Origin of the sequence: Enterobacter cloacae complex sp. 2021EL-01169 (assembly GCF_020733125.1) — a bacterium.
In the GTDB taxonomy this organism is placed as follows: domain Bacteria; phylum Pseudomonadota; class Gammaproteobacteria; order Enterobacterales; family Enterobacteriaceae; genus Enterobacter; species Enterobacter roggenkampii.
This window is the reverse complement of record NZ_JAJFTC010000001.1, coordinates 606,399-622,238: the sequence shown is the minus strand read 5'-3', so window position 1 is coordinate 622,238 and position 15,840 is coordinate 606,399. Positions and strand designations below refer to the sequence as shown.

The following is a 15,840-nucleotide window of genomic DNA, read 5'->3' as shown; positions in this document are numbered from 1 at the left end:
GGTCAACATAACAATGAAACGTTCTCATCTTTGGGTTTTAAATCCTTGCTTGCTTGCAATGCTTTCTACCTCTGCGTGGGCGGAAGAACAAAAGGAAGAAAATATCGTGGTCTCCGCCAGCCGCGCGCACCGCAGCGTGGCGGAGATGGCGCAGACCACCTGGGTCATCGAGCGGGCTGAAATTGAGCAGCAGGTTCAGGGCGGGAAAGAGATTAAAGAAGTGCTGGCGCAGCTGATTCCGGGCATGGACGTCAGCAGCCAGGGACGTACCAACTACGGCATGAACCTGCGCGGCCGCTCCATGATGGTGATGGTGGACGGCGTGCGCCTGAACTCGTCCCGCAGCGACAGCCGCCAGCTGGACTCTATCGATCCGTTCAACATTGACCGTATCGAGGTTATCTCCGGCGCCACGTCACTCTACGGCGGCGGCAGTACCGGCGGTCTGGTGAACATCGTCACCAAAAAAGGCCAGCCTGAGACCGAAGTCGAATTCCAGACCGGGGCTAAAAGCGGGTTCAACAGCCACAACGACCACGATGAGAACGTGTCGGCAGCGGTCAGCGGCGGCAATGACAACGCCTCCGGTCGTCTGTCGGTGTCGTATCAGCGCTACGGCGGCTGGTATGACGGCAACGGCGATGAGGTGATTATTGATAACACCCAGACCGGCTTACAGTATTCCGACCGTATCGATGTGATGGGAACAGGCACCATCAATATTGACGATCACCAGCAGCTGCAGCTGACGACCCAGTACTACAAGAGCGAGTCCGACGGCAAGCATGGGCTGTATCTCGGAAAGAACTTCTCGGCGGTAACGGGGGATGCGACCGCCTACAACAAAGGTAACCTCGATTCTGACCGCGTGCCGGGTACCGAGCGCCATCTGATTAACCTGCAGTACTCCAATACCGACTTCTGGGGACAGGATCTGGTCGCGCAGATTTACTATCGTGACGAGAGCCTGACCTACTATCCGTTCCCAACCCTGACCAAAGGCGTGGTCACCAGCATCGGCGCGTCGCAGCAGCAAACCGATTTCTACGGCGGCAAGCTGACGCTGAACAGCAAGCCGGTGGACGATTTGACGCTGACCTGGGGTATGGATGCCGACCACGAAACCTTCGACGCCAACCAGCAGTTCTTCAACCTGAAAAAAGCTGCGGCGAGCGGCGGCATGGAGCTGGATAACGCCTACAACGTGGGCCGCTACCCGGGTTATAGCATCACCAACCTCGCCCCGTTCCTGCAGGCCAGCTATGACATTGACGCCATCACCCTGAGCGGCGGCGTGCGCTACCAGTACACCGAGAACAAGGTGGACGATTTTGTCGGTTACACCCAGCAGCAGGCCATCGCTACCGGGAAAGCTACCTCCGCCGACGCGGTGCCGGGCGGGAAAACCGATTACAACAACTTCCTGTTTAACGCCGGGATCCTCGGTCGGCTGACCGAACAGCAGCAGCTGTGGTTTAACTTTTCCCAGGGCTTCGAAATTCCGGACCTGGCGAAGTACTACGGCTCCGGGACCTATCAGCTCAGCAACGGTCACTATCGCCTGCTGAACAGTGTCAACGTCAACGACTCGAAGCTGGACGGTATCAAGGTCAACGCTTATGAGCTGGGCTGGCGCTACACCGGGGATAACCTGCGCACCCAGGTTGCGGCGTATTACTCGCTCTCGGATAAAACCATCACCATCAACAAGACGGACATGACCATCAACCTGGAAGACGACAAGCGTCGTATCTACGGGGTGGAAGGTCAGGTGGACTATTTCTTCACCGACAGCGACTGGAGCACGGGCGCGAACTTTAACGCCATTAAGTCGGAAACTCGCGAAAACGGGAAATGGGAGAAGCTGACGGTAGACAGCGCCAGCCCGTCGAAAGCCAGCGCGTGGGTCAACTGGGCGCCGGGCGACTGGACCCTGCGCATGCAGAGCACGCAGACCTTTGACGTCTCTGACGCCGACGGCAAGAAGATCGATGGCTATAACACGGTCGACTTCCTGGGCAGCTACGCCCTGCCGGTGGGTAAAGTCAGCTTCAGCGTGGAGAACCTGCTGGACAAAGACTACACCACCGCCTGGGGCCAGCGCGCGCCGGGGCTGTATAGCCCAACCTACGGTGCACCGGGTCTGTATACCTATAAAGGCCGTGGGCGGACGTTTGGTCTGAACTACTCCGTTCTGTTCTAATCCTGAGCGCCGCCTGCGGGCGGCGCATTTTGCTGTGTAATTTCGAAGCGAATTTACTATAAAATCAGCGATTTGCTGAAATTGTCGGCAAACGAACAAAAAGCGCGATTTCACCCTTTGACAAGGCGAACTGAGGTCGCTACTATGCGCCTCGTTCACACGATTCCTCTGTAGTTCAGTCGGTAGAACGGCGGACTGTTAATCCGTATGTCACTGGTTCGAGTCCAGTCAGAGGAGCCAAATTTGAAAAGCCTGCTTTTGAAGCAGGCTTTTTGCTTTTCTGCGTCGGGTAAAATTGTCGGGTGGCGGCTTCGCCTTACCCGACCTACGGGACTGCATCTCTGAAGTTAACTCTGAATCGCATCCAGCCTGGCAATCACCTTAATCTCAAACTTAAATCCGTACAGCCACGTCACGCCGATCCCGGTCAAGGTAGGATAAGGCGCGTCCCCCCAATATTCTGGCAGGATACTCCAGATAGCGTCGAGGTTTGACTCGGGATCGACGACAAAGAGGGTCACGTCAACCACGTCAGCGAACGTGCAGCCCGCAGCCGCGAGGACAGCATTAAGATTATCGAAGGCCAGCCTGACCTGCGCTCTCAGATCGGGTTCAGGCGAACCATCCTCGCGACTACCCACCTGCCCCGAAACGAACAAGAAACCGTTGGATTTGATGGCCGGTGAATAGCGATTGCGCTCATAGAGCGCCTGCCGACCGGAGGGGAAAACTGCTTCGCGTGCTGTCATGTTTGTACCTTTGCAATAGGGCAAAATCAGCCCGTTGAACATAAAGACACTTTACAGGTGCAGGTTCGGGCGGATAAACAAGCGACTTTGTCCATCATTGTTTGTAATATCCAAACAATCGGTGAAAAGAGAGGATAAGGAATGGATCGTTTCGACGCGATGCGCGCCTTTGCTCGCGTGGTGGAGGCAGGTAGCTTCACAAAGGCTGCCCAAACGCTTCATATGAGCAAAACCACGGTGACGCAGCTCATTCAGCAACTGGAAGCGCGCCTGCGCGTCAAATTGCTCCATCGCACCACCCGCAGGCTCGGTGTGACCCCCGATGGCGCGGTCTACTACGAACGCGTCATCCGCCTGCTGGCGGACATGGAAGATGCTGAAAACAGCCTGTCCAGCGCGACGATGACGCCCAGGGGACGGCTACGGGTTGATGTGCCCAGTCCGCTGGCCCGCCTCATCCTGGTGCCGGCGCTACCGGCTTTCCATGCACGCTACCCGGATATCCAGTTCGATATGGGCGTGAGCGACCGGGTGGTGGATCTGATCGGCGACAACGTGGATTGCGTCCTGCGCGGTGGCGAAATCAACGACCAGTCCCTGATCGCACGCCATGTCGGCGATTTGCACATCGGTGTTTACGTCGCACCGAGCTATGTGGAACGCCTCGGCGCCCCGGCGCACCCGCGAGAGCTGGAAAACACCGACCATCGCATTGTAGGGTTCTTGTCCTCGCGCACCGGTAAGATTGATCCTCTGGTACTGCGCAGTGAGAGTGAACATATTGACATCACGGGCAGCTATGTCCTTGCCGTGGATGATGGCAATGCTTACCTCGAAGCTGGGTTAGCCGGGTTAGGCGTGATTGCGCTGCCGGTCTATATGGCAGAAGCGCATCAGGCTTGTGGTTCCTTGATTCGGCTATTCGAACATTGGCGTATTAAGCCAATGCCCCTGTACCTGGCATTTCCCCCTAACCGCCACGTCAACGCCAAACTGCGCGTTTTTATTGATTGGATCGTTGAATTGATGCAGCAGCATGTCCCTAATTCCAATAATAAGTCACTCCCTCCCAGCCCCTGATTCGCTCATTAGGGTTGGTTACTTTCCACAGCACTCACCGCTCGCCGCCAGGCCGCCACCTCCTCATCCAGCCACGCCACAAAAAGCCCCACCTCCGGCTTCTCCTCCTTTGGCTGCGCTGTCACCAGCCAGTAAGGCCAGGGATATGGCGCAGTGATGGAGGTTAGCTGGACCAGTTCACCTCGGATGATGGCATCCTGAACCAGAGAGCGACGCTCCAGCGCGATGCCTTTCCCGAGCCGGACGGCTTCAATAATTAAATTCGAGTCGTTAACGCATAAACCGTCAGGCACGATCTCTTTCTCAAGACCCGCATTCATGCACCACGTTTTCCACGACTCCATGGAAAAAATAAGATGACTTTTTGCAATGTCAGACGGCGTAGCGGGCAGCACGCCCCCGTTATAGCCCGGTGCGGCCACCACAATGAGCTCATCGGAAAAAAGATAATGACTTTCGCTCCCTTCCCAGTTTCCCTGCCCCATCCGTATCGCGATATCTATCCCTTCCTGCTGCAGGCTGGTGACCGTCAGACTGGCCTGGATCCGCAGGGTAATAAGCGGATACTTCGTCCGAAAGCGTTCCAGGCGCGGCAAAAGCCAGTGGCATCCAAATGACGGCACCATCGCCAGCGTCAGCTCCTGCTTTCTCGGCTTCACCTGTACGAGCCGGGTAGCATCCGCGATGTGGTTCAACGCTTCGCGTACCTGTAAGGCATAGAGCCGCCCTTCTTCGTTGATCTGCACTCCTCGCCCCAGACGGATAAACAGCTTTACGCCCACCATCTCCTCCAGCGTTTTGATCTGCTGGCTGATAGCGGAATGGGTAACGTGGAGTTCTTTCGCCGCCAGCGTCACGCTGCCAAGACGGGCGACGGCTTCAAAGCTTCGCAAACTGGCAATGGGTGGAAAATCCGACATGAAAGCACTTCCTTATCTGCGCTGGATATACAGCGGCAACCTGACCCTATGTCAGTAATACTAACCCTTACGGTAAGATACTGAAGATATTCGCCATGCAAATTGTATTGTAATGTCGGGTCATCCTTTTCAATGACGCGTTCTTTCACACAGACAGGAAAACGGGAAAGATGATTAAGCTTGTTGGCATGATGGATTCACCTTATGTACGGCGCGTGGCGATCTCCCTTGAGCTTTATGGGGTTGAGTTTGAAAGCCAGCCGCTGTCAGTCTTTAGCACCTTCGACGCATTCTCCCGGATCAACCCCGCGGTAAAAGCCCCGACGCTGGTTCTGGATAACGGAATACGTCTGATGGATTCCTCGCTGATTCTGAATTATTTTGAGGCTCAGGCCGACCCCGAGCGGAGACTCCTGCCCGTCGCGCCGGATGCGCAGGCAAACGATCTTCAGACGCTGGGCTTTATTCTCGCCGCCGCTGAGAAAGCGGTGCAAAATGTGTATGAACACAACCTGCGTCCGGTGGAAAAGCAGCACGTTTCATGGGTCGAACGCATTACAATCCAGCTGCTGGCGGCCTGCAGGGAATGGAATACCTTACTGGAGGGGCGTCCCGCCACCGCCGTTCCCGATCAGGTTGCCGTCACGAGCACGGTTGTCTGGACATTTATTCAGTCGATGATCCCGCAGGTCGTTAACGCAGCGGATTTTAGAACGATCCAGGCGTTTGCCGAATCATTCGAATCGCAGCCGGCCTTCAAAAAATATCCGTTCAATTAAATGCAGAGCCCGGTAAGCGCAGCGCCACCGGGCAAACCCGCACCTAAATCTGATAATCAATCGCCACTTCTTCCGGCTCCATCACCTGGCGTTTAATCTCATCCACCGACAGCCCGGCGTTGCAGAGCTCGATAAAGCGCCACACATAGTTACGCTGCAGCTGTCCGCGCTTCAGGCCAAGCCATACGGTGTTGGCGTCAAACAGATGACGCGTGTCAAGACGCACCAGGTTCCCGTCCTCGCGTTCTCCGCTGGACTGTTCCGCCACCAGCCCAATGCCCAGACCCAGTTCGACGTAGGTTTTGATCACGTCTGAATCCTGCGCGCTCAGCACGATGTCGGGCGTTAACCCTTTACGATTGAAGGCTTCATCTATGCGCGAGCGTCCCGTGATCCCCTGGCGATAAGTAATGAGCGGCCATTTCGCAACGTCTTCCAGCGTCAGGGGAGAGACCTGATTCAGCGGATGATCGACCGGGAGCAGTAAGCTGTGATACCAGCGGAACCACGGGAACGCCACCAGCAGCGGGTCGTTGCTCAGGCGTTCGCTGGCGATACCGATATCCGCCCCACCGTTTTGCAGCAGCACTTCAATTTCCTGCGGCGTGCCCTGGATAAGCTCCAGACGCACCTCCGGAAAAAGTTCGCGGAACGCCTTAATCACCGGCGGCAGGCTGTAGCGCGCCTGGGTGTGGGTGGTGGCAATGGTGAGCACGCCGGAGGCATCATTGGTGAAGAGATCCGCCAGGCGACGCACGTTGCTGGCCTCGTTGAGGATCCGCTCAGCGATGGTGAGCAATGCTTTACCCGGCTCCGTCATGCCGAGCAGCCGCTTGCCGCGACGGATAAAGATCTCTATGCCCAGCTCCTCCTCCAGCTCGCGGATATGGCGGCTGACGCCGGACTGAGAGGTATAAAGCATATTGGCGACCTCGGTCAGGTTGTAGTCCCGCCTGGCCGCCTCACGGATAATTTTAAGCTGCTGGAAATTCACGATTCACTCCGGCGCATCTGACATAGCTCTATTGTTAGAGTCAGCCGAGCTGCAGAACAAATAATAAAAACCAGCATCTTATGCTTTTATGGAATATCAGCTCACGAGCTGGAGCTCACGGTTCTCAAGCGATGGCTTGCTGACCAGCGACATCAAAATCTCTTTTACCGCCTGCGCCTGCGGCGACAGCGAACCGCGTGCGGACATGTTCAGCGACAGCGGCAGGCTCATCGAAGGCGTGGTGATCCGCGCCATCCAGCCGTTTGCCGCGCTGCACAGCGAACGCGCGGCGGATTCGGGCAGTACGGTGACGCCCATTCCGCTGGCAATGGCCGCGGTCAGCGTGGAAATCGAGTCAATTTCGCCGATGATTTTGGCCGTCAGGCGGCGCAGGGAAAACGCTTCGTCCACGCGCACGCGCACGGCGCTGTAGTCGCGCGGCAGATAGAGGTTCATCTCTGCCACGGCGGTAAGGTCTACGCTCTGGCCCGGACAGTCGCGGGTGCCCACGAGATAGAGATCTTCCTTCAGCAGCGGCTGGCTGGTGATCCCGGCCACCGGGGAGCGATCGTAAAGCACCGCCATGTCCAGCTGGCCGTTGAGCAGTTTGTCATTCAGTACGGACCCGCTGTTTTCGTGCAGGTACACCAGCACTTCAGGCAGCTCAGCGCGAACGGCCTGCAGCAGCGGCATGGTAATAGAGGACGCGGCCGTTCCCGGCGCCAGGCCAATAGAAACGTGTCCGCTCAGGGTCTGACCCACGTTATTCACCGCCAGCTGCGCCTGCTCGCACTGGCGCAGAATCGTGCGCGCATGGGTATAGAGAATTTTTCCGGCTTCCGTTGGCGTGACGCCGCGTTTGGTGCGGATCAACAGCTGCTGATCCATCTCGCCTTCCAGAGTAGCCACCTGCTGGCTCAGCGCAGGCTGCGCGATATGCAGCACTTCTGCTGCTTGAGTCAGGCTGCCGATATCGACGATTTTTACGAAGTATTTCAGTCGTCTTAAGTTCATTTTGCCCCCTGTTCGAAATGCTGTGCCGGAACCGGCTGTCGTTGTTGAACAGGTTTTGCAATATGAATGCCACTTTTACCAGGCGGTCTGAATCGGGCGCTAAGCGCCTGAAAATAAGGAAACCTAATCATGGAGGGGGGTTTTATTACCGAAACAGCAGTTTATGATCTGCCCCATTAGAGGTATATCCGCACCAAAGCGGTGCATTCAGCTGTCAAAAACAGCACTTTGCCGATTTTGTCAGCAAACGATCAAAAGGCGGCGATCCACCCTTTGACAAGGTGAACGCAGGTCGATAATATGCGCCCCGTTCACACGATTCCTCTGTAGTTCAGTCGGTAGAACGGCGGACTGTTAATCCGTATGTCACTGGTTCGAGTCCAGTCAGAGGAGCCAAATTTGAAAAGCCTGCTTTTAAAGCAGGCTTTTTGCTTTTCTGCGTCGGGTAAAATTGTCGGGTGGCGGCTGCGCCTTACCCGACCGACAAAAACCTCGAATCGTAGGCCGGGTAAGGCAACGCCGCCACCCGGCGAAAATGTCCTCAATTGCCGAGCTTCACCGGCATCCCTGACCGCCGTTCCAGCTCAGCACCTGCACCCTCGTTGATCAACTCTGTCCGCAGCGCGGCCGATATCGGCAGCGGCACTTTCCGGGTCGATTCAAATTCCGCACGGTTACGTGACAACGGCTCATGCACTTCCACCCAGCGGCTGCCGTCCGGTTCCGTGGTGACTTTAACGGGCCGATCGATAAGCTGCACGCGGGTTCCGACGGGAACATTATCGAAAAGGTATTTGATGTCGTTATTCCGCAGACGAATACAGCCCTGGCTCACCCGCAGCCCGATGCCGAAATTGGAGTTTGTGCCGTGTATGGCATAGAGCCTGCCGATATAGATTGCATACAGCCCCATCGGGTTATCCGGCCCGGCGGGCACGAAGGCAGGCAGCGTTTTTCCCTCTGCCGCATAGGCACGGCGCGTATTGGGCGTCGGAGACCAGGTGGGTCCCACCTGCTTACGTTCAACCGCCGTTACCCAGTTACGCGGGGTTTCGCGCCCGGCCTGACCGATGCCGATGGGTAGCACTTCAACAGTATTGCTGCCCGGCGGGTAATAGTAGAGACGCATTTCCGCCACGTTAACGACAATCCCCTCGCGAACGGTGTCGGGCAAAATCAGCTGCTGGGGAATGACCAGCCGGGTACCGGATTTAGGCAAAAAAGGATCCACGCCCGGGTTCGCTTCCAGCATATTGCTCAACCCCTGCCCGTACTGCGCGGCAAACGCCTCAAGCGGTAACGTATTATGATCCGGCACGGTAATGACCTGCGAGCTCCCCACCAGGCGACTGCCCGCCGGCGGTAAAGGATAGCTCACCGCCTGCACGCTCTGGCTGATGAGTAACGCAGCAAGACAGCCCAACGCCTTTTTACGACACATATTCCCTTCCTCAGTCGCTTCGCTCTTTAGTAAGCATAGCGTAGCCGTTTTGCATTACCCATCAGGAAATAAAATCAGTTTGCACAGGCCCCCTGTCGCGGTAGTCTCATAGGTTCCGTTTATATGACGGCCGCTATGTGAGTGACCTTTTCTTATACCAATAATTAAAAATCAGTGCAGACAGGACAACTATGGACTCCACTCTCACCTCCACACATCCCAACGAGGAGACACCTTCGCTCAATCGTGCCCGCCGCGCCGCACTCGGCAGCTTCGCGGGTGCCGTCGTCGACTGGTATGATTTTCTGCTCTACGGCATTACCGCCGCGCTGGTGTTTAACCGCGAATTTTTTCCGCAGGTCAGCCCCGCGATGGGCACCCTCGCCGCGTTTGCCACATTCGGCGTCGGTTTTCTGTTTCGCCCGCTGGGCGGGGTGATCTTCGGCCACTTTGGCGACCGCCTCGGCCGCAAGCGCATGCTGATGCTTACCGTCTGGATGATGGGGATCGCCACGGCGCTGATTGGCATTCTCCCGTCGTTTTCCGCGATTGGCTGGTGGGCACCGGTATTGCTGGTGACATTACGGGCGATTCAGGGCTTCGCCGTGGGCGGTGAATGGGGCGGCGCGGCGCTGCTATCCGTTGAGAGCGCGCCCAAAAATAAGAAAGCGTTTTACAGCAGCGGCGTGCAGGTCGGATACGGCGTGGGTCTGCTCCTTTCTACCGGGCTGGTCTCCTTGATCAGCCAGCTCACCACCGATGAGCAGTTCCTGAGCTGGGGCTGGCGCATTCCGTTCATCTTCAGCATCGTGCTGGTCATCGCCGCGCTGTGGATCCGTAACGGTATGGAGGAGTCGGCAGAGTTCGAAAAACAGCAGGAAAAACCGACCGTCAAAAAAAGGCTGCCGGTCATGGAGGCACTCGTCCGGCATCCTGGCGCTTTTCTGAAAATTATTGCCCTGCGCCTGTGTGAACTGCTGACGATGTATATCGTCACCGCGTTTGCCCTGAACTACTCGACGCAGAACCTCGGCCTGCCGCGTGAATTGTTCCTGAATATCGGTCTGGTGGTTGGCGGGATCAGCTGCCTGACCATCCCCTGCTTCGCCTGGCTGGCGGACCGCTTTGGCCGCCGTCGCGTCTATATCACCGGGGCGCTGGTGGGCACCCTCAGCGCCTGGCCATTCTTTATGGCACTGGAGGCGCAGTCGATCTTCTGGATTGTCTTCTTCGCCATCATGCTCGCCAACGTCGCTCACGACATGGTGGTCTGCGTCCAGCAGCCGATGTTTACCGAACTGTTCGGCGCCAGCTACCGCTACAGCGGCGCGGGCGTGGGCTACCAGGTCGCAAGCGTGGTCGGCGGCGGGTTTACGCCATTTATTGCCGCCGCGCTGGTGACCTTCTCCGGCGGAAACTGGCACAGCGTGGCGATTTATCTGCTGGCCGGTTGCCTGCTCTCTGCTGCGACGGCCCTGGTGATGAAAGAGCCCCGCCACACCTGATCGCCCTTTTGTTTCACAGGCGTGTGACATACTATCGGGTAGAGTCGCACACCTGTGGAACAAGGAGACAGAGATGAATAATAAGGGCTCCAGCCTGACCCCGGCTCAGGCGCTGGAAAAACTCGACGCGCTGTATGAACAGTCCGTCAATGCGCTGCGCAGCGCCATCAGCGAATATATCGAAACAGGGAAACTTCCCGACCAAAAGGCCAGAAACGAGGGCCTTTTTGTTTATCCATCGCTCTCTGTGACCTGGGACGGCAGCGCCAGCACGACGCCAAAAACCCGCGCCTACGCCCGTTTTACCCACTCCGGCTGCTACAGCACCACCGTCACCCGCCCGGCCCTGTTCCGCCCGTATCTTGAAGAACAACTTACGCTGTTGTACCAGGATTACGGCGCGCACATTGCCGTTGAGCCCTCGCAGCATGAAATCCCCTATCCGTACGTAATTGACGGTTCGGCGTTAACCCTTGACCGCTCCATGAGCGCGGGGCTGACCCGCCACTTCCCGACGACGGAACTGTCGCAGATTGGCGATGAGACCGCCGACGGGATTTATCACCCGGCAGAATTTTCTCCTCTGTCGCACTTTGACGCCCGCCGGGTCGATTTCTCCCTGGCGCGACTTCGCCACTACACCGGTACGCCCGCTGAACATTTTCAGCCGTTCGTGCTCTTTACCAACTACACCCGCTACGTCGACGAGTTTGTCCGCTGGGGCTGCAGCCAGATCCTCGACCCGGAAAGCCCGTATATTGCCCTCTCCTGCGCGGGCGGGATCTGGATCACCGCAGAGACCGAAGCCCCCGAGCAGGCCATCTCCGATCTGGCCTGGAAAAAACACCAGATGCCCGCCTGGCACCTGATCACCGCCGACGGTCAGGGGATCACCCTGATCAACATCGGCGTCGGCCCCTCGAACGCCAAAACCATCTGCGACCATCTGGCGGTACTGCGCCCTGACGTGTGGCTGATGATTGGTCACTGCGGCGGCCTGCGTGAAAGCCAGCTGATTGGCGACTACGTGCTCGCCCACGCCTACCTGCGCGACGACCACGTGCTGGATGCGGTGCTGCCGCCGGATATCCCAATCCCGAGCATCGCCGAAGTGCAGCGCGCGCTGTATGACGCGACCAAAGAGGTCAGCGGCATGCCGGGTGAAGAAGTTAAGCAGCGCCTGCGCACCGGTACGGTCGTCACGACGGACGATCGCAACTGGGAGCTGCGTTACTCTGCCTCCGCGCTGCGGTTCAACCTGAGCCGCGCGGTGGCCATTGATATGGAGAGCGCCACCATCGCCGCGCAGGGCTACCGCTTCCGCGTCCCCTACGGCACGCTGCTGTGCGTCTCCGATAAACCGCTGCACGGCGAAATTAAGCTACCGGGCCAGGCCAACCGTTTCTATGAAGGGGCCATCTCAGAGCATCTGCAAATTGGCATTCGCGCCATCGACCTGCTTCGGGCGGAAGGTGACAGGCTGCATTCCCGCAAGCTGCGCACCTTCAACGAGCCGCCGTTCCGCTAATAACGATAAGGAATAACCATGTCCAGCACATCTCCGCTCTCTGCCCTGCGCCACTGGCTTGAGGCCAGCCATCTCGACGGGATGATCGTCCCGCGTGCGGATGCGTGGCAGAGCGAATACTGCGCGCCCTACGACGAAAAGCTGGCCTGGCTGACGGGCTTTGACGGTTCTGCCGGCGTCGCGCTGATACGGAAGGATAAAGCGCTGCTGTTCGTCGACGGGCGCTATCAGGTGCAGGCCCGCGTTCAGGTGAATCTGGACGAGATTGAAATTCACCACCTGCACAACGAGCCGCTGGCTGAATGGCTGACAGAAAACGTGGAGGCAGGCACGCGCATCGGTTTTGACGCACTGCTGATGACCAATACGGAGTTTGAGCAACTGTCCGCCACGCCGTGCAGGCTGGTACCGCTGAAGGTTTCGCCGTTTGACGCCTTATGGACCGATCGCCCTGCCGCACCGGCGGGGCTTATTCGTGAAATGCCGGTTGAAGTAAGCGGTGAAAGCAGCCAGGACAAACGTCAGCGCGTCGCTGCCGTGCTGGCCGCGAACAATGCTGATTATCTGGCCGTTACGCTGCCGGATAACATTGCATGGCTGCTCAACGTAAGGGGCTCAGATATCCCAACCAGTCCGGTACCGCTCTCATTTGCCCTGCTGAGTCGTGACGGCCACGTTGAGTGGTTTGTAAACGACAACAAGCTCGGCGCCCTGCCTGAAGACGTGCGTAATGCGTTTACGATTGCCCCGCAGGACGCCTTCATCGAACGCTGTCAGCAGATTGCTGCAGGCAAACGGGTGATGATTGATGCCGATTCCGCTCCGGTCGCCCTGCGCTTTGCCATTGAACCACGGGGAGAGATTGTCTGGCGAACCGATCCCATCACCCTGATGAAGGCCACCAAAAACCCGATCGAGCTGGCTGGGTATCGCGCGTGCCATCACCAGGACGGTGCCGCCTGGGTCAATTTCCTGGCCTGGCTGAGCCGCGAAGTGCCGCTGCGCGAGGCGGCAGGAAATCCGCTCACCGAGCTGGAAGTGCAGGCGCAGCAGCTCGCGTTCCGTCAACAGCAGCCCGGGTTTATCGAGCAAAGCTTTGCGACCATCTCCGCCTCTTCGAGCAATGCGGCGATGTGCCACTATCATTCGAGCGAGGCCAGCAACAAGCCCATCGGCCATGATCATTTTTACCTGAACGATTCCGGCGGTCAGTACGTTAATGGCACCACCGACGCCACGCGCACGCTGGCATGGGGTAAGGTCGACCCGCAGCAGCGCCTGCACTACACCGCCGTGCTGAGAGGCTTTCTGTCGCTCATTACCCTGCAGTTCCCCTCTGGCACTCAGGGGCATCAGCTGGATGCCTTCGCGCGTCGTCCGCTGTGGGAGATGGGGCTGGATTACGATCACGGCACAGGGCATGGCGTGGGGCATCAGCTTCTGATCCATGAGAACCCGCATCGCATCGCCAAAAAGGTCAACCCGTGGCCGCTGGTGGCGGGCAATATCATGACGATTGAACCTGGCTACTATCTGGGCGATAGCCACGGGATTCGCATTGAAAACCAGGTGGAGATTGTGGAGAGCCGTCCGGGATTCTGTAAATTTGCCTCGCTGACGCTGATCCCGATTGATTTAAGCCAGGTCGAGCTGGATCTGTTGAGCGAACAGGAAAAAGCGTGGCTGGATGCGTATCACCAGCAGGTGCGTGAGGCGCTGTCACCACTGGTGAACAGCGATGCGCTTTCGTGGCTGGAAGAGGCGACGGCACCGGTTCGTGTGAACGGATAGTGCGGCTTTTGCCGGGTGGCGGCTTCGCCTTACCCGGCCTACGATTCGAGGTTTTTGTCGGTCGGGTAAGGCGAAGCCGCCACCCGACAATTCTACCCGACGCAGAAAAGCAAAAAGCCTGCTTTAAAAGCAGGCTTTTTAAATTTGGCTCCTCTGACTGGACTCGAACCAGTGACATACGGATTAACAGTCCGCCGTTCTACCGACTGAACTACAGAGGAATCGTGTGAACGGGGCGCATATTATCGATGCTCCCCCATGATGTCAAAGGCAGAATGCATATTTCCGATCGTTTGCCGATTTATTCTCCACTTCGCGCAATTGTCAGGCATTTTTCCGCGGGTATTTCCACAGCCAGCGCCCGCTGACCATGCGCCAGTAGAACAGCGCGCCCCGTACGGCCCAGTCCAGGAACATACCCAGCCAGACGCCAACCACGCCCCATCCGAGCATCACCCCGAGCGTATACCCCGCCACAACGCGACATCCCCACATGCCGAGCATCGACACCCACATCGCAAAGCGGGCATCACGCGCGCCCTTTAGCCCGGCTGGCAGTACCCATGAGGCCGCCCAGATGGGCATAAAGGCCGCATTGAGCCAGATGAGGATTTTAACGACCTCTTTAACGTCCTCTTCGTGGGTATAGAACGAGGCCATCAGCCCGGCAAACGGCGCGGTTCCCCAGGCAATCACGGTCAGTCCAATGGTCGACAGCCAGAAAACGTGGCGCAGCTGCCGCTCAGCCTGGCCGATCTGCCCTTTCCCGAGCCGTTTCCCGGTAATGATAGTCGAGGCCGAACCCAGCGCGTTACCCGGCAGGTTAATCAGCGAAGCGATAGAAAAGGCGATGAAGTTACCGGCGATAACGTCGGTGCCCATCCCGGCGACAAACATCTGCGTCAGCAGCTTCCCGCCGTTAAACAGCACCGACTCAATACTGGCGGGAATGCCGATCCCCATCACTTCCCAGATAATGGCGAAGTTAAAGGGGCGGAAATAGCTCTTCAGCGTGAGGCGCAGCGAGGGGGTGATCCCCGCCATCAGCACGCCGATAATCGCCGCCGCACCGATATAGCGTGAAATGGTTAGCCCCAGTCCGGCGCCGACGAACCCCAGCCCGTCCCACGAGAACACGCCGTAGATCAGCACGCTGCTGATGATGATATTCAGGATATTCATTCCGCCGTTGATCAGGAGCGGAATTTTGGTGTTACCTGCCCCGCGCAGCGCGCCGCTGCCAATCAGGGCGATAGCCGCCGCCGGATAGCTTATTACGGTCATCTCCAGATAGGTCAGCGCCAGGTCTTTGACCTCGTTCGTGGCTTCCCCGGCGACAAAATCGATAATCTCTTTACCGAAATAGTGGATCACCGCCGCCAGAACAATCGAAAAGACAGTCATGATCATCAGCGACTGGCGGGCTGCCTCGCGCGCACGTTTGGGATCGAGCTTGCCGAGGCTAAAAGCCACCACCACCGTCGTCCCGAGATCGATGGCAGCAAAAAATGACATCACCACCATGTTAAAGCTGTCCGCCAGCCCGACCCCCGCCATCGCCTCTTTCCCCAGCCAGCTCACCAGGAAGGTGCTCAGTACCCCCATCAGCAGAACGCAGGTATTTTCCAGGAAGATAGGCACAGCAAGAGGGGTGATTTCACGCCAGAACAGGACACGATAGCTTTTACGTTTTGCATACCATGGCGTGCGCGCGATCGCCTGGCGTAAGGAGGCAGTGACGTTCAAAATGGACCTTAGCGAGAAAAGTTGAAACTCCATTTCAAATGATGGGGGAGAAATGCTAATCCTGCAAAGTATTTTCCTGAAAAAAGATGT

General features: G+C 57.6%; 12 protein-coding genes and 3 tRNA genes. 8 read left to right on the top strand and 7 right to left on the bottom strand.

The window, feature by feature from the left end:
* Positions 1–13 precede the first annotated feature (13 nt).
* Together LLF79_RS02850 and LLF79_RS02845 are read left to right on the top strand one after the other, a co-directional pair.
* Positions 14–2,203, top strand: coding sequence for a TonB-dependent siderophore receptor (locus LLF79_RS02850; RefSeq protein ID WP_227879073.1), 2,190 nt, complete (start codon positions 14–16; stop codon positions 2,201–2,203).
* Positions 2,204–2,367: 164 nt separating this feature from the next.
* A tRNA-Asn gene (locus LLF79_RS02845) sits at positions 2,368–2,443 on the top strand.
* A 107-nt stretch (positions 2,444–2,550) separates the two neighbouring features.
* Here LLF79_RS02845 and LLF79_RS02840 read toward each other — a convergent pair.
* Positions 2,551–2,952 carry a RidA family protein gene (locus LLF79_RS02840; protein WP_023344471.1) on the bottom strand — a complete coding sequence of 134 codons (402 nt, stop codon included), beginning with the start codon at positions 2,950–2,952 and terminating at the stop codon, positions 2,551–2,553.
* Between the two features lie 141 nt (positions 2,953–3,093).
* On the opposite strand from LLF79_RS02840, the gene LLF79_RS02835 reads away from it, so the two are divergent.
* A complete protein-coding gene (locus LLF79_RS02835; protein ID WP_045418722.1) occupies positions 3,094–4,032 on the top strand; it encodes a LysR family transcriptional regulator in 939 nt (312 codons plus the stop codon).
* A gap of 8 nt (positions 4,033–4,040) precedes the next feature.
* Here the strand turns inward: LLF79_RS02835 and gcvA are convergent, their stop codons facing one another.
* The gene (gene gcvA, locus LLF79_RS02830; RefSeq protein WP_058653992.1) at positions 4,041–4,952 is read right to left on the bottom strand and encodes a transcriptional regulator GcvA; all 912 of its coding nucleotides are present in this window, start codon (positions 4,950–4,952) and stop codon (positions 4,041–4,043) included.
* A gap of 170 nt (positions 4,953–5,122) precedes the next feature.
* Here gcvA and LLF79_RS02825 point away from each other — a divergent pair, with 170 nt between their 5' ends.
* Positions 5,123–5,731, top strand: coding sequence for a glutathione S-transferase family protein (locus tag LLF79_RS02825; RefSeq protein ID WP_047746489.1), 609 nt, complete (start codon positions 5,123–5,125; stop codon positions 5,729–5,731).
* Between the two features lie 43 nt (positions 5,732–5,774).
* Here the strand turns inward: LLF79_RS02825 and cbl are convergent, their stop codons facing one another.
* Together cbl and nac are read right to left on the bottom strand one after the other, a co-directional pair.
* Positions 5,775–6,725 carry an HTH-type transcriptional regulator Cbl gene (gene cbl / locus LLF79_RS02820; RefSeq protein WP_008499476.1) on the bottom strand — a complete coding sequence of 317 codons (951 nt, stop codon included), beginning with the start codon at positions 6,723–6,725 and terminating at the stop codon, positions 5,775–5,777.
* A gap of 96 nt (positions 6,726–6,821) precedes the next feature.
* The gene (gene nac, locus LLF79_RS02815; protein WP_008499475.1) at positions 6,822–7,739 is read right to left on the bottom strand and encodes a nitrogen assimilation transcriptional regulator NAC; all 918 of its coding nucleotides are present in this window, start codon (positions 7,737–7,739) and stop codon (positions 6,822–6,824) included.
* Between the two features lie 320 nt (positions 7,740–8,059).
* Here nac and LLF79_RS02810 point away from each other — a divergent pair.
* Positions 8,060–8,135, top strand: a tRNA-Asn gene (locus LLF79_RS02810).
* Between the two features lie 145 nt (positions 8,136–8,280).
* Here the strand turns inward: LLF79_RS02810 and ldtA are convergent.
* Positions 8,281–9,180 carry a L,D-transpeptidase gene (gene ldtA / locus LLF79_RS02805; RefSeq protein ID WP_039266695.1) on the bottom strand — a complete coding sequence of 300 codons (900 nt, stop codon included), beginning with the start codon at positions 9,178–9,180 and terminating at the stop codon, positions 8,281–8,283.
* Positions 9,181–9,371: 191 nt separating this feature from the next.
* Between ldtA and shiA the strand changes: the two genes are divergently transcribed.
* The 3 genes from shiA (at position 9,372) to LLF79_RS02790 (ending at position 14,004) form a co-directional block, all read left to right on the top strand.
* Positions 9,372–10,685, top strand: a complete 1,314-nt coding sequence (gene shiA / locus LLF79_RS02800; protein WP_045336424.1) for a shikimate transporter — start codon at positions 9,372–9,374, stop codon at positions 10,683–10,685.
* 73 nt (positions 10,686–10,758) lie between these two features.
* On the top strand, positions 10,759–12,213 hold the full coding sequence (locus LLF79_RS02795; protein WP_023617725.1) for an AMP nucleosidase: 1,455 nt from the start codon (positions 10,759–10,761) through the stop codon (positions 12,211–12,213).
* An 18-nt stretch (positions 12,214–12,231) separates the two neighbouring features.
* Positions 12,232–14,004, top strand: coding sequence for an aminopeptidase P family protein (locus LLF79_RS02790; RefSeq protein WP_227879072.1), 1,773 nt, complete (start codon positions 12,232–12,234; stop codon positions 14,002–14,004).
* A gap of 145 nt (positions 14,005–14,149) precedes the next feature.
* On the opposite strand, the gene LLF79_RS02785 is transcribed toward LLF79_RS02790, so the two are convergent.
* Together LLF79_RS02785 and emmdR are read right to left on the bottom strand one after the other, a co-directional pair.
* Positions 14,150–14,225 (bottom strand) — tRNA-Asn (locus LLF79_RS02785).
* 103 nt (positions 14,226–14,328) lie between these two features.
* The gene (gene emmdR / locus LLF79_RS02780; RefSeq protein WP_021241423.1) at positions 14,329–15,783 is read right to left on the bottom strand and encodes a multidrug efflux MATE transporter EmmdR; all 1,455 of its coding nucleotides are present in this window, start codon (positions 15,781–15,783) and stop codon (positions 14,329–14,331) included.
* Positions 15,784–15,840 lie beyond the last annotated feature (57 nt).

Excerpts from the sequence above, each read along its gene's own strand:
- LLF79_RS02850 (WP_227879073.1), top strand. The coding sequence starts at position 14 with ATGAAACGTTCTCATCTTTGGGTTTTAAATCCTTGCTTGCTTGCAATG.
- LLF79_RS02840 (WP_023344471.1), bottom strand. The coding sequence starts at position 2,952 with ATGACAGCACGCGAAGCAGTTTTCCCCTCCGGTCGGCAGGCGCTCTAT.
- LLF79_RS02835 (WP_045418722.1), top strand. The coding sequence starts at position 3,094 with ATGGATCGTTTCGACGCGATGCGCGCCTTTGCTCGCGTGGTGGAGGCA.
- gcvA (WP_058653992.1), bottom strand. The coding sequence starts at position 4,952 with ATGTCGGATTTTCCACCCATTGCCAGTTTGCGAAGCTTTGAAGCCGTC.
- LLF79_RS02825 (WP_047746489.1), top strand. The coding sequence starts at position 5,123 with ATGATTAAGCTTGTTGGCATGATGGATTCACCTTATGTACGGCGCGTG.
- nac (WP_008499475.1), bottom strand. The coding sequence starts at position 7,739 with ATGAACTTAAGACGACTGAAATACTTCGTAAAAATCGTCGATATCGGC.
- ldtA (WP_039266695.1), bottom strand. The coding sequence starts at position 9,180 with ATGTGTCGTAAAAAGGCGTTGGGCTGTCTTGCTGCGTTACTCATCAGC.
- shiA (WP_045336424.1), top strand. The coding sequence starts at position 9,372 with ATGGACTCCACTCTCACCTCCACACATCCCAACGAGGAGACACCTTCG.
- LLF79_RS02795 (WP_023617725.1), top strand. The coding sequence starts at position 10,759 with ATGAATAATAAGGGCTCCAGCCTGACCCCGGCTCAGGCGCTGGAAAAA.
- LLF79_RS02790 (WP_227879072.1), top strand. The coding sequence starts at position 12,232 with ATGTCCAGCACATCTCCGCTCTCTGCCCTGCGCCACTGGCTTGAGGCC.
- emmdR (WP_021241423.1), bottom strand. The coding sequence starts at position 15,783 with ATGGAGTTTCAACTTTTCTCGCTAAGGTCCATTTTGAACGTCACTGCC.